The 20,403-nt window shown below is 66.8% G+C and carries 14 protein-coding genes; 12 read left to right on the plus strand and 2 right to left on the minus strand.

Annotation, left to right across the window (positions count from 1 at the left end; translation table 11 throughout):
* Nucleotides 1–126 precede the first annotated feature (126 nt).
* The 12 genes from AC1DOM_RS07365 to radA all read left to right on the plus strand — a co-directional run bounded on the left by AC1DOM_RS07365 (nt 127) and on the right by radA (nt 17,611).
* Nucleotides 127–2,448, plus strand: coding sequence for a UDP-N-acetylglucosamine 2-epimerase (locus AC1DOM_RS07365; protein WP_498961768.1), 2,322 nt, complete (start codon nt 127–129; stop codon nt 2,446–2,448).
* Nucleotides 2,449–2,583: 135 nt separating this feature from the next.
* Complete coding sequence (locus AC1DOM_RS07370; protein ID WP_498961770.1) at nt 2,584–4,845, plus strand: polysaccharide biosynthesis tyrosine autokinase; 2,262 nt, start codon at nt 2,584–2,586, stop codon at nt 4,843–4,845.
* A gap of 4 nt (nt 4,846–4,849) precedes the next feature.
* Entirely contained in the window at nt 4,850–6,328 is a 1,479-nt protein-coding gene (locus tag AC1DOM_RS07375) for an asparagine synthase-related protein (RefSeq protein WP_498961772.1), read from the plus strand.
* Nucleotides 6,325–7,719 carry an asparagine synthase-related protein gene (locus tag AC1DOM_RS07380; RefSeq protein ID WP_498961774.1) on the plus strand — a complete coding sequence of 465 codons (1,395 nt, stop codon included), beginning with the start codon at nt 6,325–6,327 and terminating at the stop codon, nt 7,717–7,719. Before AC1DOM_RS07375 ends, AC1DOM_RS07380 begins: the two co-directional genes overlap by 4 nt.
* A 14-nt stretch (nt 7,720–7,733) precedes the next feature.
* On the plus strand, nt 7,734–8,786 hold the full coding sequence (locus AC1DOM_RS07385; RefSeq protein WP_498961776.1) for a right-handed parallel beta-helix repeat-containing protein: 1,053 nt from the start codon (nt 7,734–7,736) through the stop codon (nt 8,784–8,786).
* A 141-nt stretch (nt 8,787–8,927) separates the two neighbouring features.
* Nucleotides 8,928–10,079, plus strand: a complete 1,152-nt coding sequence (locus tag AC1DOM_RS07390) for a glycosyl hydrolase family 28-related protein (RefSeq protein WP_498961778.1) — start codon at nt 8,928–8,930, stop codon at nt 10,077–10,079.
* Nucleotides 10,080–10,232: 153 nt separating this feature from the next.
* Complete coding sequence (locus AC1DOM_RS07395; protein ID WP_498961780.1) at nt 10,233–11,585, plus strand: lipopolysaccharide biosynthesis protein; 1,353 nt, start codon at nt 10,233–10,235, stop codon at nt 11,583–11,585.
* Entirely contained in the window at nt 11,582–12,799 is a 1,218-nt protein-coding gene (locus AC1DOM_RS07400; protein ID WP_498961782.1) for a hypothetical protein, read from the plus strand. Before AC1DOM_RS07395 ends, AC1DOM_RS07400 begins: the two co-directional genes overlap by 4 nt.
* Nucleotides 12,796–13,956 carry a glycosyltransferase family 4 protein gene (locus tag AC1DOM_RS07405; RefSeq protein WP_498961784.1) on the plus strand — a complete coding sequence of 387 codons (1,161 nt, stop codon included), beginning with the start codon at nt 12,796–12,798 and terminating at the stop codon, nt 13,954–13,956. The genes AC1DOM_RS07400 and AC1DOM_RS07405 overlap by 4 nt, the downstream gene beginning before the upstream one ends.
* 1 nt (nt 13,957) lies before the next feature.
* Nucleotides 13,958–14,725, plus strand: coding sequence for a YdcF family protein (locus AC1DOM_RS07410; protein WP_498961786.1), 768 nt, complete (start codon nt 13,958–13,960; stop codon nt 14,723–14,725).
* Nucleotides 14,726–14,893: 168 nt separating this feature from the next.
* On the plus strand, nt 14,894–15,967 hold the full coding sequence (locus tag AC1DOM_RS07415; protein WP_498961788.1) for a polysaccharide biosynthesis/export family protein: 1,074 nt from the start codon (nt 14,894–14,896) through the stop codon (nt 15,965–15,967).
* Between the two features lie 246 nt (nt 15,968–16,213).
* Complete coding sequence (radA, locus tag AC1DOM_RS07420; RefSeq protein ID WP_498961790.1) at nt 16,214–17,611, plus strand: DNA repair protein RadA; 1,398 nt, start codon at nt 16,214–16,216, stop codon at nt 17,609–17,611.
* 19 nt (nt 17,612–17,630) lie between these two features.
* Here the strand turns inward: radA and AC1DOM_RS07425 are convergent, their stop codons facing one another.
* On the minus strand, nt 17,631–19,193 hold the full coding sequence (locus AC1DOM_RS07425) for a DHA2 family efflux MFS transporter permease subunit (protein WP_498961792.1): 1,563 nt from the start codon (nt 19,191–19,193) through the stop codon (nt 17,631–17,633).
* A gap of 9 nt (nt 19,194–19,202) precedes the next feature.
* Nucleotides 19,203–20,384, minus strand: a complete 1,182-nt coding sequence (locus AC1DOM_RS07430) for an HlyD family secretion protein (protein ID WP_498961794.1) — start codon at nt 20,382–20,384, stop codon at nt 19,203–19,205.
* Nucleotides 20,385–20,403 lie beyond the last annotated feature (19 nt).

The raw sequence follows: 20,403 nt of genomic DNA on the forward strand, positions 1-20,403 counted from the left end.
AAGTCCTCATCCATAGCCTTTTCGAACCTGTCGCGTTGCACCCGGAGTTAACGGAGTGCTTGCGGCAGGGAAGGGGGCGGACGACGAGAGTTCGGCGCCCCATGACCCGGTCATCGAGAGGCGCACATGGAAGAAGCAAAACTGGTGGCCGCGAGTGCGATTGCATTGGCTGTCACCCTCTTCGCGATCTTTTCGCTTCGCCCCGTGGCGAAGCGACTCGGTCTCGTCGACAAGCCGGGCGGACGCAAGGCGCACAAGGGCCGCGTGCCCCTGATCGGCGGGCTGTGCTTTTTCCTCGGCACGGTGGCGGGCCTGACCTACCTCGGATACGTGGACGCGTTCGTCGCGAGCCTGCTCGTGCCCTGCGCGCTGATCGTCATGACCGGCGCGGTCGACGATTTGAACAACATGAGCGTCAAGTCGCGCCTGATCATCCAGGCGAGCACGGCGTGGCTGGTCATCGGCGCCACCGGCATCTATCTCGATAGCGCGGGTCACCTGCTCGGCGACGGCATCGACCTGCAGCTCGGCCTGCTCGGCATCCCGATCACGATCGTCGCGGTCATCGGCCTGGTCAACGCGTTCAACATGATGGACGGCATCGACGGCCTCGCCGCGGGCATGGCGATGGTGAGCATCGGTTCGATCCTGTTGTTCGCCGCCTCCGGTTGGCCGGCGCTGGGCGTGGTCTTGTTGCTGCAGGTGTTGTTCGCGGCGCTCGTGCCCTACCTGGCGGTCAACCTCGGTTGGCCCGACGGCCGCAAGATCTTCATGGGCGATGCGGGCAGCACGCTCATCGGCTTCCTGATGGCGTGGTCGCTGATCTACCTGAGCCACGGCAAGGTCGGCGTGCTCGCGCCGGTCGACACGCTGTGGTGCGTGGCGATCCCGGTAATGGATACCCTGGGCGTCATGCATCGCCGCCGGAAGCTGGGGCGCTCGCCGTTCGAGCCCGACCGCCAGCATCTGCATCACCTGTTGTGCGACGCCGGCTTCTCGGCGCGCGCCACGCTCGGCATCATCGTCGCGGCGGGTCTGACGCTCGGCTGCATCGGCTACCTGCTGCGCGGTCTGCCGGAGATGGCCAGCCTGGGTGCTTTCGTCTTCGTGTTCGCGCTTTACCTGTCGAAGTTGCAGCAGGCGATCAACGCGCTGGCCACCCTCCTGCCGCAGCGCGTCGTGGCGGTGGCCGTTGCGCCGCAGGCCACGGTGGAAGACCGTGCGCCGATCTACGCCCAGCCGTCAGGGTCGGGCGTCACCAAGGCGCTCTACGTGCTCAGCGCTTCCATCGATGCCGCGCAGATCGCCCCGATCGTCGAACAGATGTCGCGCGATGCGCGCTTCGAAACACGCGTGTGCGTCGCCGCGCAGGCCGACAGCCATTCCGAAGGCGTGCTCGACCTGTTCGATTTGTCCGCCGACGTGCGCATCACGCTGTCGGAAGGCGACGACGTCGCGCAAGTGACGTCCGCCGCGCTCGGCACGCTCGACCGCGTGCTCAGCGACTTTCATCCCGACATCGTGGTGGTGCCCGCCGGCGCGCCGACCAGCGTTGCGACCATGCTCGCGGCGACCTACCAGCACATTCCGGTTGCATGCGTCGAACCGGCGGGCGCCGTGCTGCGTGCCTCGCACGACGCGGGCCGCAAGGTGATGAGCTCGCTTGCCGCGATGCATTTCACCGCGACCGAGTCGATGAGCCGCTCGCTCGTGGCCGACGGCGTGCCCTTCGACCGCGTGCTGATGACCGGCGATCCGGCCGCGCGCACGCTGCACACGGCGGTCGATCGCCTCCACGAGAACGGCGTGTTGAATCGAGAACTCACCCAACGCTTCGGTTTCCTGCGCGAGAACGCGCCGATGCTGCTGGTCCTGGGCCGCGAGAAGATGGGCGAACGCCTGGAGCCGCTGGCCCGCGCGCTGCGCCGCATCGCCCTGCGCCGGCCGGACCTGGACGTGGTCTGCCTGCTCCCGCCCTCGCGGAACATGGACGGCATCGACGGCATGCTCGGCGCCTTCGCCAACATCCATCTGGTCGCCCCGGGCGATTACCTCGGGTTCGCCTACCTGGCCGACGCGGCCTATCTCTGCCTGGCCGTCTCCGGAGAGTGCGCGGCCGAGGTCGCCCCGCTCGGGAAGCCTGTCCTGCTGCTGAACGCCGCTGGGGAGCCCAGCCTCGCCGGACCGCTCACCAGCGAGGTTCCGAACGTCCGCCGCATCGACGTTCACGAGCAGACGATCTCCGATGTCGTACTCAACCTCCTCTCCGATCGCCGTGCGTGGGAAACCCTGCGCAACGACGAGCGGCCGCGCGTGGATGCGTGCGAGCGGATCGTGGAAGCGCTGGCCGCCATGCGGCCCAGCCCGGCCGCGGTCGTGCCGTTGCTGCCGGCAGGCGAGCTGCCGCGCTTCGCGGCCGGCGCCGAACGGGTCCGCGAGGTTTCCTGACAGCCCGCGAACGGGGGCCGGCAGGGGGCCGGCAACGACGCGGGGCGGCGGCTGATACGGCCGTCCCCGCGGAGCAAGGATGTTCCAACGTCGATGCCTGCGCACCGATGCCTTTCATTTTCCTGAGCGAGATTTATGGCGACCTACCTCTCCAACCGCACGACGCCGCCTCCCCACATCGCGCCCACCTCGGTGCGCGACGAGGAGCTCGACCTGCGCACGCTGTTCACGACGGTGGGCGACCACAAGAAAGCGATCCTCTTCGGCACATTGATGTTCTTCCTGGCGAGCGTGTTGTATTGCGTCCTCGCCACGCCGAAGTACGAAGCCAACGCCACGGTGCAGGTCGAGCGGCGCACGCCGACCTTCCCGGGCCTGTCGGCGAATTCGGCCGCGCAATCCACCGCCGCCGAATCCCCGGCCGCCACCGAAATCCAGTTGCTCACCTCGCGCAGCGTGCTCAGCGAAGCGCTCGACAACCTGGACCTGGACGTGCAGGTCAAGCCGGCGCGCTTCCCGGTGTTCGGCAACTACATCGCGCGCAACTTCTCCTCCGATCGCCCGAACGACGTCAACTCGCCGTGGTTCGGCCTGTCGCGTTACGGCTGGGGCGGCGACAGCGTGTCGATCTCGCGCCTGGACGTGCCGGCCGAACTCGTCGACCAGCCGCTCAAGCTCGTCGCCGGTGATTCGAACCACTACACGCTGTACGACCCGGACGGCGACGTGCTCGTCAACGGCATCGTCGGCAAGCCGGCGCAGGCCGCGGGCGTCAACGTGCTGGTGCGCGGCATGGCCGCCAACCCCGGCATGCGTTTTGACGTCACGCGCTTGAACACGCTGGCGATCCTCTCGCAACTGCGCAAGGACATCAGCGCGAGCGAGCAGGGCCGCGATTCGGGCGTGATCGCGCTGAGCTACCAGAGCGAAGACCCGATCCTCGCCCGCTCGGTGCTCGAGCAGATCAGCCGTGCATACGTGCACCAGAACGTGGCGCGCAATTCGGCCGAAGCGGCCAAGCGCCTGCAGTTCGTCAAGCGCCAGCTGCCGATCGTGCGCAAGGAACTGGACAAGGCGCAGGCCGCGCTGACCGAATACCAGACGCGCACGCAGACGCTCGATGTCACCGTGCAGAACCAGTCGCTGCTCAACCAGACGGTGTCGATCGACTCGGCGATCAGCCAGTTGCGGATCCAGCAGGCCGACCTCGCAAGCCGCTTCACCCCGAACCATCCGACCTACAAAGCGCTGCTCGCGCAGATCGGCCAGTTCGAAGCGCAGAAGGGCCAGTTGCGCGGCCAGATCGCCGCCTTGCCGGAAACGCAGCAGAACCTGTTCCGCCTGACGCGCGACGTGGAAGTCACCAACCAGACCTACGCCAGCCTGCTCGACCAGGCGCAGCAGCTCGACATCGCGCGCGCCAGCGCGATCGGCAATGCGCGCGTGATCGATCCGGCCGCCGTCGACTACGAAAGCCCCGCGTGGCCGAAGCCGATCCCGGTGATCGCCGGCGGAACGCTGCTCGGTGCGTTGCTCATGTTCGGCTTCGTGCTGCTGCGCCAGATGATGCGTCGCGGCGTCGAAGATCCGGCCGACATCGAACTGCTCGGCCTGCCGGTCTACGCGTCGATCCCCTACAGCGAACGCGGCCGCGAACTCACCGTCAATCCGCAGCGCTTCGCGAACGGGCACCAGCGCCTGCTCGCACTCAGCTCGCCGACCGACCTTGCGATGGAAGCCTTGCGCAGCCTGCGCACGAGCCTGCACTTCGCGCGCTTCAAGACGAAGAACAACCTGTTGATGATCTCCGCGCCGAGCCCGGGCGTCGGCAAGACCTTCGTCTGCGCCAACCTCGCAGTGACGATGGCGCAGGCCGGCCAACGCGTGCTGCTGATCGACGCGGACATGCGCCGCGGCACCTTGCACCATGCGGTGGGCGTGCGTTCGGAAGGCGGCCTGTCGGAATTGATCGCCGGACAGATCCCGCTGGAAGAAGCGATCCGCAAGGTCGCGGGCGCCGACAACATGTCGTTCATTTCGCGCGGTGCGATTCCGCCGAATCCCTCCGAGTTGCTGATGAATCCGGCGTTCAACGAATTGCTGGAACAGGTCGGACCGAACTACGACATCGTCATCATCGATACGCCGCCGGTGCTGGCGGTGACCGACGCGGCCGTGATCGGCCACATGGTCGGCACCTGCCTGATGGTGGTGCGCTTCGGCCTGAACCAGCAGCGCGAGATCGCGCTGGCCAAACAGCGCCTGGAACAGAACGGCGTCGAGGTGAAGGGCGCCATCTTCAACGGTGTGCAGAAGCGCAGCGGTGGCCACTACGCCTATACCTATTACGAATATCTCCCGAGCCAGCAGACCGGAACGCACAAGGCCTATCGCTGACCCCATGAACGCCACGACCACGCTCGACGCGCGCACTTTCTCCTCCCCGGTGGACACCCACCGGGGACCGCTGCAGATCACCATGTCGCCTTACTACGGACGCCCGGATTTCTCGGGTGTGTCCAGGAGCGACGCGCCGGCACGCAACATCGACATGGTTTCGGTCGCGGACATCCTGCGCAATGCCTTCGTCTATCCGCCGCACTCGATCTTCGAAGACATCAAGCTGGTGACCTTCGGCTTCTCGCCCTCGCAGGACATGCAGGCCTCGCCGGAGTTCCACTTCAAGTTCCGCGATTCGGGCAAGCGCGCCGACACCGAAGGCCATCCCGACCACGACATGGATTGGGTCGGTACCTATCACCGCCTGCTGTGCGAAGCGGTCTCCGAGTCCACGCGCGATGTCGGATCGCCCTGGCTGCTGCAGAGCGGCGGCAAGGATTCCACGACGCTCGCCATCGCGGTGGCCGACGCGCGGCCCGATACAACGTGCATCACCTATCTGGGCGGCCGCGAGGAAAACGAAATCGATTCGGCGACCTTCGTCGCGCGCACGCTCGGCCTGCGCCACGAAACGCTGCAGTGCGATCCGGGCCGCGCCTACGACCGCTACCTGGCGATCGCCGATCGCATGCCCTTGCTGACCGCCGACTTCGCGTTGCTGTCCTACGTGGACCTGGCGACCGAAATCGCCGGCCATGGCGGCCACGGCGTGATCGACGGGCTCGGCGCGGACAGCTACTTCGGCACGCCGATGTCGCGCCAGCAAAAGACGCTGATGCGCCTGGCCCGCGGCGTGCGCCTGCCATCAACGCTCTCCGAGCTACCGCTGGTCTCCAGCAGTTTCGAACTCTGCTTCCTGCTCGGCACGTTGCAGATGAACTCCATCGAACGGGTGTTCCCCGGCTCGCGCTTCACCGATGCGGAAACCGACGAAATCTTCGGAAGGCCGGTTTCGCAGGCCTCGCGGGCGCGCCTGAAGCCCTTCCTCGCGGAAATCGCCTCGGCCACCAGCCTGGACGAGTGGCGCGACATGTCGACGTCGATCGCCGGTTCGGCCGGTGCGTTCGCCAAGGGCCTGTACACCTGCAGCGCGCTCGGCATGCACGCGTCCTATCCGTTCTGCGATGTGCGTTTCAGGGAGTGGGTGTATCGGGAAGTACCCCCGCATCAGATGATCGACCCGCAGACCAGGATGAACAAGGTGCTCGTCCGTAACCATATCGCCACGCGTTTCCCGGAATTGCCGTACGTGAAGAAGAAGGGCAGCTTCCGCTTCGACGTGCGCGGCCTTGCGGAAAAACGCTTCGACACCGTCCACGATTTCGCCGTGCAGGCACGCGACGTGTTGCCCGGCGCGGTGACGTGGCTCGAACGCAATCGCCATCGCCTGGGCAACAAGTACCACGCCTCGAAGTTCTACCTGCTGGCCGTGGTGCTCCCCTGGATCCAGCTGCATCGCACGCGCCCGACGCCGCCGTGAGCCTCGTGATTCCGCAGCCCATGCAGGCGACGCTCGCGCCGCCGCCACCCGCGCATTCGACGGCGCGGCCGATTGACGATGTGTCGGTGGCCGACGTGTTGCGCAACGGCTTCGTGTATCCGCCGCATTCGATCTTCGAAGGGCAGGACATGGCGTCGCTTTCGGCGAACCTCGCCGGTCGCGATCCGCAAGGGTCGACGGCCTACGGTTTCCGTTGGCGCGACAGCGGCAAGCGGCACGATGCCAAGGCCACGCCGAGCAAGCATTGGGTCGATGCCTATCACGCGCACCTGTGCCAGGCGATCGAATCCAGCTGCGCGACGATGCGCGGGCCGTGGTCGCTGCAGAGCGGCGGCAAGGATTCGACGACGCTGGCGATCGCGCTCGCCGATGCGCGGCCCGACACCACGTGCATCACCTATCTCGGCGGCGTGGAAGAGAACGAAGTCGAATCGGCGAAAGTCGTCGCGACGACGCTCGGCCTGCGGCACGAATCCCTCGTCTGCGATCCGGCGCGCGCGTACGACCGCTACCTGTCCATCGTGCAGCACATGCCGTCGCTGACGGCGGACTTCGCCTTGTTGTCCTATGTCGACCTGGCCTTCGAAATCCAGGCCGGCGGTGGCGACGGGATGGTCGACGGGCTGGGGTCGGATACCTACTTCGGCATTCCGGTCAATTCGCAATACAAGGTGCTCAAGTGGCTCGCGCGCGGCATCCGCCTGCCGCGCATGGCGACCGAATTGCCGTGGGTGAGCAACAACTTCGAGTTGTGCTTCGCGCTCGGGACCTTGCAGATGAACGCCGTGGAGCGCGTGTTCCCGGGTTCGCGCTTCACCGATGCCGAAGTCGACGAGTTGTTCGGGCGCGGCATCTCGCAGCGTTCGCGCGATCGTCTGGTGCCGTTCCTGTCGGAAATCCAGTCGGCGACCAGCGACGAGGAGTATCGCGTCATCTCGCTGTCCATCGCCGCGGCCGCGGGCGGCTTCGCCAAGGGCATCTATACCGCCGAAGCGACCGGGTTGAAGATCGCCTATCCCTTCTGCGATGCGCACTTCTGCGACTGGGTCTACAACGAAGTGCCGGCCGAATTGCAGATGGATCCGGTCACCGGCATGAGCAAGGTGCTCGTGCGCGAGCACATCGCGACGCGCTTTTCGAACCTGCCGTATGTGGCGCACAAGGGCAGCTTCCGTTTCGACGTGCGCGGCCTGGCCAAGACGCGCTTCGACGCGGTGCACGCGCAGTCGCGCGAAGCGCGCTACATGCTGCCGGGTGCGACGCACTGGCTCGAACGCAATCGTTCGCGCATGGACAACAAGTACCACGCCTCCAAGTTCTACCTGCTCGCGGTGTTGCTGCCGTGGTTGACGGGCCGGGCGGAGCGTTGATTTCGCGACGTTCGTTGCTCGCGCGCCTGGCGGGCACCGGCACGATGCTCGCGCTTGGGCGCGAGGCGTACGCGAAATCCGCCCGGAAGGTGAGCGTCCGGGACTTCGGTGCACACGGCGATGGTGCGAACGACGACACGCAGGCCTTCCAGCAAGCGATCGACGCGCTGCCCAACGGCGGCACCGTCGAAGTCCCCAGCGGCATCTACCGCATCGATCCCCTCCACAGCGTGCGGCTGCGCAGCGGCATCCATCTGAAGATGGCGCGCGGCGCCGAATTGCATGCCATCCCCAACGCCGCGCCGCGCGCCTACGTGCTGCTGGTGCAGGCCGTGACCGACGTGCGCATCAGCGGCGGCCGCATCGTCGGCGATCGCGATCGCCACCTCGGCACCGATGGCGAGTGGGGCCACGGCATCGCGATCTACGACGGCGTGCGCGTGGTCGTGCGCGACATGCAGATTTCGCGCTGCTGGGGCGACGGCATCTCGATCGGTGGAAAGAAGCGCAGCCGTGACGATCTGCGCCCGAGCACCGACATCGAGATCGCCAACGTCAAGTTCATCGGCAATCGCAGGCAGGGCCTCACCGTCGGCCGTTCGCGTCGCGTGTGGGTCCACGATTGCGAGATGGCCGACACCGGCGGCACCGCGCCAATGGCGGGCATCGACGTGGAGCCCGACAAGGGCGACATGGCGAAGGACGTGCGCATCGAACGGTGCCTGGTCCGCCGCAATCGCGGCCCGGGCATCCAGGTGTGGCACGACACGCAGGACGTGTTGATCCGCGACTGCACGATCGAGGACAACCGCAATCCCGGGATCCTCGCGGTCGGCACGCAGGGTCTGTCGATCCGCGGCAACCGCATCCGCGGCAATGCGAAGGTCGGCATCGCGTTGCGCAAGCAGTCGCGCAACGTCGATATCTCCGGCAACACCTTCTCCGACAACGCACCCGGCCGCCCGCGCAAGCCGACCTTCGGCTCCGATCCTCGCTGGGCGCACAACCTGGAAGTGGCCGAAGACGCGTATCTCCCCAAGGTCGCCGGCGACAACCGCCTCGACTAGACCCGCGATTTGCCCCAGTCAGCTGGGTGAATTGGAGGCGGCGTCCACGTTTCGCGCATTTGGTGCGTGTATTCACGCGACCCGACGACCAAGATCGCCCGGCAACGCCTTGTTAGCAGGGCGTGAAGGGGAGGGTCGGGGATGGACGGACTCGGTCAGGCGAAGGTTGCGCGGCGTGTCTTCCTGCGCAATGCGTTGTTGGCGGCGGCGCCGGTCGTGCTGGGGAGCACGGCCTTCGGCGCCGCGGCGATGTCCAACGCGGTGTATCTGCCGGTCGCGCGCGTTCGGGGGAGCGCGGCGCTGGACGTGCGCGACTTCGGCGCCAAGGGCGACGGCACGCGCGACGACACCGCGGCGATCAACGCCGCGATCCAGGCATTGCCCGCCGAAGGGGGCACGGTGTTCGTGCCGGCGGGGCGTTACCTGATCGATGCGGGCAGGTCGATCAACCTGCGCAGCAACATGCACCTGCAACTGGATCCGAACGCGATCCTGGTCTGCAAGCCGAACACCCTGGACAAGGCCTACGTGGTCTACGCCTACAAGGTGACCGACGTGGAGATCTCGGGCGGCCAGGTCATCGGCGACCGCTACGGACATCTCGGCTCGACGGGCGAGTGGGGGCACGGCGTGTTCGTGCGCGGCTGCCAGCGCGTCACCGTGCGCGACATGCGCCTGTCCGATTGCTGGGGCGACGGCATGTCGATCGGGGCCGCGCTGGTGTTCGGCGCCGCGCCCATCCCGTGCGAAGACATCGTCGTGTCCAACATCGTCTCGACGAACAACCGCCGGCAAGGCCTGTCCATCGGCCGCGGCACCAACATCGTCGTCCGCGACAGCGAGTTCTCCTACAGCAACGGCACGGCGCCGGAGTGCGGCATCGACATCGAACCCGACGACCCGGGCATCGCCGACCACGTCTCGATCGAGAACTGCGTGCTGCGCGGCAACCGCAAGTACGGCCTGCTGGCCTACAAGCGCTCGCAGAACACCACCGTCCGCCGCTGCACGGTGGCGAACAACGGCAGTTGCGGCATCGTGACCGTCGGCAGTACTGCGATGGCCATCACGCAGTGCACCGTCCGCATGAATTCGGCGACCGGGATCTATCTCCAGGACGGCACGAGCGGGTGCGAGATCAGCGAGAATGTTTTCTACGGTAACTATGCCCGCAACGGCATCGTCGACCGGGTCGACTTCTCGATGTCGGGGTATTCGCAGAAGGTCGAACGCGACATCCTGGTGCGGGGGATCACCTCGAACATCAGCGTGGGCACGAACCGCTACAAATAGGTTTCAAGGGACGGAAGGGTTTCGCGCACCGCGCGGGCCCGCCGCGGGGGGAAGCGCTGGGGGGCGCTTCCCCCTTTTTTTGCCCTGTCCAACCCGGTCTTCACGTCTCTGGCGATAAGGTCCCGCGAATTCGCAGGGGGCAATCGCGTTCTCATGGATTCGGAACAGGCAGGCGCCGTCACGATGGAAAGCCCGTCGCGCGTCGCGCAATGGCTCATGCCCGGCTGGAAACGGGCGTTGAAGACGATCTCGATGCTGGGCGCGGCGACCGCGATCGGCGCGGTGTGCGTGTTCCTGACGCAAACGCTGCTCGCGCGCGAACTGGGACCGAACGACTACGGTCTGTTCGCTTCCTCGCTGGCCACCATCACGATGATCGCGCCGCTCGCGGGCTTCGGCCTCGCGCAGTTCCGCCTGCGCGTGTATGGCGTGGAAGGGTGGGCGGCGCGGCGATGGATCGGCCCCTCCTTGCGCTTCACCGTCGGCACCTGCGGGCTGGCGATCGCGATCATCGTGTGCTGGGCCTTGTTCGTCGCGCCCGATGCCGACACGCGCTTCGACCTGCTCGTGCTCGTTCCCATCGTGCTGCACATCCTCACCATCGAGATGTTGAGCACGAAGTACCGCCTGGAGGATCGCTACGCGCGCATGGCCAGCTGGCAGCTCGCGATCCCGGCGAGTCGCTTGCTCGTCGCGCTTGCGTTGTTGCTCGTGCCGCAACTGACGGGTCGCTTCGTCGCGACCAGTTACGCGGTGATCTCGCTGGCGATGGTCGTGTGGGCGTTGCCGCTGTTGCGCTCGGTGATGCGCGGAGAGATCGACCTGCGCGGCCACGGCCCCGAGCCGGTGGCGCAGGCGCCCGTGCAGGAACCGCGCGTGGCCGAACTGTGGTCGCAGGCCTGGCCCTTCGGCATGGTCGCGATCCTCTACCCGGTGTTCTTCCAGGTGAGCACGATCCTGCTCAAGTACCTGGGCGGCGACAAACAGGCGGGCTTCTGGGCGATCGGCCTTGCGGTCATGACCGCCATCTATCTGATCCCCGCGACGATCTACCAGAAATTCCTGTTGTCGAAGTTGCATCGCTGGGCCGCGCACGACCCGGTGAAGTTCTGGATGGTCTACAAGCGCGGCAACATCGGCATGTTCGCGATGGGCGTGATGGTGAGCATCGGGCTCGCGGTCGTGTCGCCCTTCGTGATTCCGATCGTGTTCGGGCAGGCCTATCGCGGGGTCGTCGTGATCCTGCTGATCCTGTCGCTGTGTCCGCCGATCCGCTTCCTCTCCACGGCGATGGGCTCGGCGCTGCTCACCGACAAGCACATGCGCTACCGCGTCTACGCGATGGCCTGGGCGACCGGCGTGGCGATTTTGCTGAACGCCGCCTTGATCCCGGACTACGGCGTCATCGGCGCCGCGTGGGCGACTGTCACCGCGGAACTGGTACTTCTCGCGGGGACCTGGCACGGCGTGCGGCAATTGCGCCGGGCCAAGGGTGTCCATTCATGACCTCCCTCTCACGCCCCAATCGTTATCAGAATGTCATGACCGAAGTGCCCTATGCCGACCTCGCGGCAGAACACCAGGCGCCGCCGGCCCGCAACCGGCTCGGCAAGGCGAGCGTGTACGCGATCTTCGTGGGGTGGACGCTGTTCGCCGTGTTCATCTACAGCCGTTTCAGCCAGCTGGGCGACGCGCGCTCCTACCTGACCGGCGCCTACGACGACGAAGCATCGGCGCGCACGTATTTCGTCACCCAGCTCGCCACGACGGTGGTCGGGCTGCTCAAGGTCGACGTGCTGGCGCACCTGGTGTTCTCGCTGTTCGCCGCCAGCGGCGTGGCCTACCTCGTCGGGCAGGCGCGTGTGCATGGTCCGTATCGCTGGCCGCTGCTCGCCATCCTGCTCATCCCGAGCTTCGGCGTGTGGGCCTCGGTGGTGGGGCGGGAGTCGTTGTACATCGGCCTGCTGGGTTACTTCATGGGCGCGATGGCCGGGTACTTCCGAAAACCGTCGTGGAGCAAATGGTGGTTTGCCGTGCTGTGCATCGCCGGCATGGTGTTCATCCGCGCCCCCTTCGGTGGCGCGATGGCCCTGTTCTTCCTGATGGCCTGGATGTTGCAACGCGGACCGCGCGTCGGCCTGAGCCTGGGCGTGCAGGCCTTCCTGATGGTGTTGATCGGCGGCGTGCTGTGCATCGCCCTGTGGCCGCAGATCGACGATTACATCGCCAATGAAGTGCTGCCCAAGGCGCGCCTGTATTTCACGATCGACTCGGGCACCACGCGCCTGTGGATCAACATCGAAACCACGCAGGCCTACCTGACGAGCCTGTGGTGGACCTTGCCGTTGGCGGTCGTCGGGCCGACGCCGGCCGAAGTGTTCGCGCGCCCGGTGATGCTCCCGTTCATGGTGTCGGGACTTACAGTGTTCTTCCTGCTGCTCTATGCGATCCAGCAGGCTTTCCGCATTCCCGATGCCACCGGTCGCAAGATCCTCGTGCTCGCGTGGCTGCCGGCGGTGCTCGTCACCCTCGTCGCCTACGTCCCGTTCGGCATGTACAACCCCGGGTCGGGCATTCGTTACGCGTCCTGTTTCCTGTTGTTCCTCGTCTTCCCGTGGATGCTGCGTTCGGTCGTGGCGTCGCGTGCAACCGAGGTCGCCACGGCAAAGCCCTACGTGCCGTACCTGCACCACCATCGTCTGGCGGAGTCCACCCGATGAAGTTCGTCTTCTATGCCAACACGGATTGGTATCTCTACAACTTCCGACTGTCCACGGCCCTGAAATTGAAGGCCGAGGGCCACGATGTCGTCATGCTCTCGCCACCGGGCGAATTCGGCGAACGTTTCCAGGCGCACGAGTTGCGGTGGATCCAGTTGACGATGGATCGCGCGAGCCTCAATCCCTGGCGCGAAGCGCAAACCATCAGCGCGCTCACGCGCATCCTGCGCGCCGAGCGTCCCGACCTGTTGCACAACTTCACGGTGAAGTGCGCGATCTACGGTGCGATCGCCGCGCGTGCGGCGCGCGTGCCCGCGGTGGTCAATGCCGTGGCCGGCATGGGCTACGTTTTCGCGAGCGATGCCGTGCTCGCGCGCACGCTGCGCCCGATGGTGAAGCTGCTGATGCGCGGCACGCTGGGCGGCAAGCAGTCGCGCCTGATCCTGCAGAATCCCGACGATGCCGATGCTTTCGTGCGCGCACGCCTGGTGCCGCAGCAGCACATCCGCGTGATCCGCAGTTCCGGCGTCAACCTCGAACGTTTCCTGCCCGTCGATCCCATCGGCGAAGCGCGCCCGCTGCGCGTGTTGATGGCCGCGCGCCTGCTGTGGGAAAAGGGCATCGGCGAGTTCATCGAAGCGGCGCGCCTGTTGCGCGCGCAGGGACGCAACATCGAGTTCGTGATCGCCGGTTCGCCCGATCCGGGCAATCCGCGTTCGGCCAGCCGCGAACAGGCGCAAGCCTGGGTCGCCGAAGGGCTCGTGGACTGGCGCGGCCACGTCGACGACATGCCGACGCTGATGCGTTCGATGGACGTCATCGCCTTGCCGAGTTATTACCGCGAAGGCGTGCCCAAGAGCCTGATCGAGGCCGCCGCCTGCGGGCTCGCGGTGGTGACGACCAACCTGCCGGGTTGCCGCGAAGTGGTGAGCGAGGACGGCGTCGACGGGCTGCATGTCGAACCGCGTTGCGCACGCTCGCTCGCCGAGCGCCTGGCGATGCTCGACGACGATCGCGTGCTCGTGCGCCGCCTCGGCGACGAAGCGCGTCGCAAGGCGATGGAACACTTCGACGAGCAGATGGTCATCCGTCGCACGATCGAGGTGTACGACGAGTTGCTGCCGTCGCGTCGCATGCCCAAGCGGGCGGCGGCCTGACTTGCAGTTCCTGCGCGACATCGTCGTCGGCCTGACGTTTCCGCTCGCGCTGACGCTGGTGCTGCTCGCACTGGCGGGCGCGCTGTACGCGATGCTGAAGCGGAAGCGCGCGGCGTTCGCGCTGGCGGTGGTCGCGATCGGCTGGTCGGCGTTCTGGTCCTTGCCGGGCAACGCCGAATGGTTGCGCCTGTCGCTGGAAGATCGCTATGCCGTCGAATCGCCGAATGTCCTGCCCAATGCCGATGCGATCGTCGTGCTGGGCGGCGGCGGGTACACCTGGATCAACCGGCCGGGCGTGACGCTCGAGGACCTGAAATACAGCCGCCTCGCGCAGGGCGCACGCCTGTACATCGCCGGCCGCGCGCCGCGCATCATCCTCTCCGGCGGGGGCGAAGGCGGGCGCACCGAAGCGCGCAACATGGCGCGCGGCATGCGCAAGTTCGGCGTGCCCGGGAATGCCTTGCTGCTGGAAGAACGCAGCACCGACACCACCACCAACGCGCGTTACTCCGCGCAGATCGCCCGCGCCAACGGCGTGCGCTCGGTCCTGCTGGTCACCTCGGCGATCCACATGCCGCGCGCGAGCGTGCTCTTCCGCGGCGCGGGGCTGCAGGTCATCGAAGTGCCCGTGGCCGAGCCGCCGTCCGTCCGCGGCGACCGCTGGGTCGACCGATGGCTGCCGAGCGGCCGTGCCCTGTGGCGCAGCGGCCGTGCGTTGAAAGAGTACGCAGGCCTGATGGCCGCTTGTTTCGAGAGAAAAACGGCGTGAACCCGGCAGGGCTGGCGTAGCCCGGCAATTTCACGCGACGCCGATAACCCTGTCCGTAGGCTGCCGCCGACAACCTGAATTCGGCTCGCCGGGCATCCGGACTGGCGAGCAGGGGTATCCAAAACATCGGCGCGCAGGCGCGCGCTTCCCAGCTAGGAGGGCTCCACCTTGAACACCCAACTGACGCGCGTCGCCACACTCGCGATCGCACTGGCACTGACCGGCTGCATCCCGGGCCAGAAGATGTCGGCGCGGGGCCCGTCGACCATCGTCGACAACGGCCAGGAAATCGCGGTGACCCCGATCACGGCCGACCTGGTGGCCGCCAAGCGGCAGCCGGTGGTGTTGCCGGCCGAGCTCACGGCCTTCCAGCCGAACTCCTATGAAGTCGCCCCGGGCGACACGCTGATCATCACCGTTTGGGACCACCCGGAACTCACGACGCCGGCCGGTTCGCAGCAGCAGGCGATCACCAACGGCCGCCAGGTGCAGTCCGACGGCACGTTGTTCTATCCCTACGCCGGCAAGTTCAAGGTCGGTGGGCTGACCGTCGAGCAGGTGCGCAACACGCTCGAAAAGCGCCTGGCGCGTTACCTCAAGGATCCGCAGGTCGACGTCAACGTCGTCGGCTTCGGTGGCCGCGTGTCGCTGCAGGGCGCCTTCACCAACACCGCGCCGCAGGACACGACGACCGTGCCGCAGACGCTGGCGCAGGTGATCGGCCGCGCGGGCGTCGACGTCGCCAACGCCAATCTCTCCGGCCTGGTGCTCACGCGCGATGGCCGCAACTACCCGATCGACTTCGACGCGATCAATCGCGATGGCGTCGCGCAGGACATCTACCTCAAGCCCGGCGACCGCGTGTACCTGCCGTACAACGATCGCAACGAGGTCTACGTGGTGGGCGAAGCGCGCGACCCGAAGGCGATCCCGTTCAAGACCAGCGACATGACGCTGACGCAGGCCCTCGGGCGTGCGGGCGGCCTGAACCCGGAAACCTCGAAGGGCAGCGCGGTCTACGTGGTGCGCGGCATGGACGACAAGGGCAATCCGGCGGCGGTCTTCAACCTGGATGCGACGTCGCCGGCGGCCTTCGCCGTCGCCTCGCGCTTCACGCTGAAGGCGGGCGACGTGGTGTGGATCGGCCCGGCCGGTATCACCCGCTGGAACCGTTACATCACGCAGTTGCTGCCGTTCTCGGGCCTGATCCGCAACGCGGCCGCGGCCGGGAGCGATTTGTAAGGAACAACGTGGGGAAAAACAGTTCGACCAAAGCTCGCGCGGCGTAAGGGACGGCGCTCGCGCGAGCCTCCGGGCAAGGAGGCCTGGACGGATTCAGACAGGGACGCACGCCAGGGATGGCGTCGCAAGGCCGGGGACCGCCCCGGCCTTTTTTTATGCGCGATCAGTGCGTTTGCCGACGCGGCGTCGCACGTCGTGGGATTGCAGCGGCTACAGTGCTGCATCGTCCAAGCACGTGCGTTGCCAATGTCCAAGCTCGCCGCCGGCAAGAAACCGAAGAATTCCGCCTACGTCTGCAACGAATGCGGGGCCGACTACGCCAAGTGGCAAGGGCAGTGCGACGCCTGCGGAGCGTGGAATTCGATGGGCGAAGTCGTGTTGGAATCCACATCGGCAGCGGCACCCGCCGCGCGGCGTGGCGGCTGGGCAGGCAAGGTCGACGCCCCGCAAGTCACCGCCTTGCGCGAAGTGCGTCACAGCGAAGAAGCGCGCGTGTCCACCGGCATCGGCGAATTCGATCGCGTGCTCGGCGGCGGCCTGGTCGAAGGCGCGGTCGTGCTGGTCGGCGGCGATCCGGGCATCGGCAAATCCACCTTGTTGTTGCAGGCGCTCGCGCTGATGGGCGCGACCCTGCCGGGCTTGTACGTCACCGGCGAGGAATCCCTCGCGCAGGTGGCCGGGCGTGCGGTCCGCCTCGGGTTGCCGATCGATCACCTGCACGCGCTCGCCGAAACCGGCGTGGAGCGCATCCTCGAACAAGCCGTCGCGATGCGCCCGAAGGTGATCGTCGCCGACTCGGTGCAGACGCTGTGGACCGAATCCCTGGGCGCGGCGCCCGGTTCGGTCAGCCAGGTGCGCGAGAGCGCCGCGCGCCTGGTGCGTTACGCGAAGGAAACGGGGACGACGGTGTTCCTCGTCGGCCACGTCACCAAGGAAGGCGGCATCGCCGGCCCTCGCGTGCTCGAACACATGGTCGATGCGGTGCTGTACTTCGAAGGCGAGAGCGGCAKCCGCTTCCGCGTGCTGCGCGCGTTCAAGAACCGCTTCGGCGCCGTCAACGAACTGGGCGTGTTCGCGATGGGCGAGAAGGGCCTGCGCGAAGTGCCCAATCCGTCGGCGATCTTCCTCTCCGGCGGCAGCACGCCGCAGCCGGGCAGCGCGGTGATGGTCACGCGCGAAGGCACGCGGCCGTTGTTGGTCGAAGTACAGGCGCTCGTCGATTCCTCGCCGCTATCCAATCCCCGCCGCGTCGCCGTCGGCCTCGAACAGAATCGCCTGGCGATGTTGCTCGCCGTGCTGCATCGCCACGGGGGCGTGGGCGTCGGCGACCAGGACGTGTTCGTCAACGTCGTCGGCGGCATCCGCCTGCAGGAAACCGCCGCGGACCTGCCGGTGCTGCTCGCGGTGTTGTCTTCCCTGCGCGACCGCCCGCTCGCGGAGAAAACCGTCGCCTTCGGCGAAATCGGCCTCTCCGGCGAAATCCGCCCCGTGCCCAACGGCGAAGAACGTTTGCGTGAAGCGGCGACGCACGGCTTCAAGCGCGCCATCGTGCCGAAGGCGAATGCGCCGAAGGTGGGCGCCTACAAGGGGCTGGAAGTCATCGCGGTCGAGCGTTTGTCGGATGCGTTGTCGGCGGCGAGTTGATCGCCGCCGCGCGAAAAGGCTAATGCCCGGCAGCAGCTTCCGGCCCCGCCTTGGCCTGGAACGGCGGCTTTGCGATCCACACGAACGCGATCACGATCAGGAAGACGATCCCGAGCAGGTGGAAGATCTCGTTGAAGCCGATCTGCGCGGCCTGGTTGGAGATCAGGCGTTCGAGCACCGCCGCGCCGCGTTGCAGGTCGCCGTTGCCCAGGCGCGTGGTGGCTTCGATCGTCGCCGGGTCGTAAGCCGACAACTTCTCCGTCAGGTGCGCGTGGTGCACCGCGCCGCGCTCGCTCCATGCATAGGTGGTAAGCGACGCTGCGAATGAACCGCCCAGTGTTCGCATGAACGTCGCCAGGCCCGAACCCGCGGCGATCTCGTGCGGCTGCAGGTCCGACAGCAGGATCTGCAGCACTGGCATGAAGAACAGCGCCACGCCGAAACCCTGCAACAACTGGATCATCGCGATGTGGTTGAAGTCCACGTCGAGGTTGAAGCCAGCGCGCGCGAAACTCGTCAGCGACAGTGCGATGAACGCCGTGGTCGCGAGCGCGCGCAGGTCGAACTTGTGCGCGTACTTGCCCACGAAGGGCGTCAGGATCACCGGGAGGATGCCGATCGGCGCGGTGGCGAAACCCGCCCAGATCGCCGTGTAACCCAGGTTGCGCTGCAACCAAAGCGGCACGAGGATGCTGGCGCTGAAAAACGACGCGTACGCCAGCACCAGCGCCGCGGTCCCCGCGCTGAAATTGCGGTGGCGGAACAGGCGCAGGTTCACGATCGGGTCCTTGTCCGTCATCTCCCATATGACGAACACCGCGAGCGAGATCGCCGAAAGGATCGCGAGACCGACGATCAGGTTCGAGCGGAACCAATCCTCGTCGTTGCCCAGGTCGAGCAGGATCTGCAGCGCGCCCACGCCGAGCACCAGCGTGATCAGGCCGACGTAATCCATCTTCGGGTTTTCGAGCCGCTCGGGCCGCCCCTTCAACTGGCGGCCGACCACGAACGAGCAGAACAGCCCGATCGGCACGTTGATGAAGAAAATCCATTCCCACGAATAGTTGTCTGTGATCCAGCCGCCGAGGATGGGGCCCGCAATGGGCGCCACGACGGTCACCATCGCCAGCAATGCGATCGCCTGTCCGCGTTTGTGCGCCGGATAGATCGAAATCAACAGGGCCTGCGTGATCGGATACATCGGGCCCGCGACGAATCCCTGCAGCGCACGCGCCGCCACGAGCAGGCCCATGCTGTTGGCAAGGCCGCACAGGAACGAGGCCACGACGAACAGCGCGGTGGCCCAGACGAACAACTTGCGCTCGCCGAAATGCCGCGTCAGCCAGCCGGTCAGGGGCAGGGCGATCGCGTTGCTCACCGCGAAGGAGGTGATCACCCACGTCGCCTGGTTCGCGCTGCCGCCGAGGTTGCCGGAGATCGTCGGCAACGAGACGTTCGCGATTGTCAGGTCGAGCACCTGCATGAACGATGCGAGCGCCAGGCCGATCGTCGTGAGCGCCATGTTCGGCGGGCGGAAGCCGGCCTGCGGCATCGGCGCCGCGTTTGCGGTGGTTGCGGACATGGGCGTGGCTTAACCGCGACGGCCCAGGTTCGCCTCGACGATCTTCGCGATGCGCGCGTTGGCGTCGGCCAATTGCTTGGCATACGCGTTCGTCGTCAGCAGCGGCTTGGCGGGCGGCGCATCGGCGAGCAGCGGACCACTGCGATCGCGGATGCTGACATCGGTATGCATCGACAGGCCCAGGCGCAGCGGATGTTCCTTGAGCTGCTCGGTGTCGACCGAGATGCGCACCGGCACGCGCTGCACGATCTTGATCCAGTTGCCGCTCGCGTTCTGCGCAGGCAGCAGCGCGAACGCGCTGCCCGTGCCCAGGCCGAGGCTCACCAGGTGCCCGTCGAAACGCACGTCCTTGCCGTACAGATCCGAATGCAGTTCCACCGGCTGGCCGATGCGCATGTTGGCGAGCTGCGTTTCCTTGAAGTTCGCCTCCACCCACACCTGTTCCAGCGGCACGACGGTCATCAGCGTGACGCCCGGCTGCACGCGCTGGCCGAGCTGCGTCGAACGCTTGGCGACGTAACCGGTCACCGGCGCGACGATCGCCATGCGCTGCAGGTTGAGGTAGGCCTGGCGCAACTGCGCGGCGGCGGCGGCGACCTGCGGCTGCGTCTGCACGGTGGTCGCATCGACTAGCGCGCGGTTGCGCGAGAGGTTTTCGTTCGAACCGGCCAGCGCGGCTTGCGCGGCGGCCAATTCGTCGCGCGCATGCGCGAGTTCTTCGGCGGCGACCGCGCCGGTGGCGACCAGGCCCGCGCGACGTGCGACGTCCTGCTTGGCCTGCTCCACGGCGACGCGGCGTGCGGCGATGTCGGCTTGGTTGGCTTCGACCGCGCTGTACAAGCCGCGCGCCTGGCGTACCGCATTGGCGAGGTTGGCTTCGGCCTGTTCGTAGGCGACGCGCGCGTCGTTCGGATCCAGTTGCACGAGCACCTGGCCGGCAACGACCTTCATGCCGTCGTCGGCGCCGATGCTGACCACCGTGCCCTGGGTCTGCGGCGTGATCGAAACGACGTTGCCCAGGACGTAGGCATCGTCGGTGTCTTCGTGCCAGCGCGCGACGAGGAAGTAGTACGCCGCCCATGCGAGGGCGGCGACCACGACCACGAGGGCGAGGATCGTCAGCGCGCGCTTGCGCTTGTTCACCGGCGCACCGGCCGGCGCTGCGGCATTGGGATTGATTTGCTGGGTCATGGTTGGGCGCGGGGGAAAG

The organism is Lysobacter sp. P5_B12 (assembly GCF_056400425.1).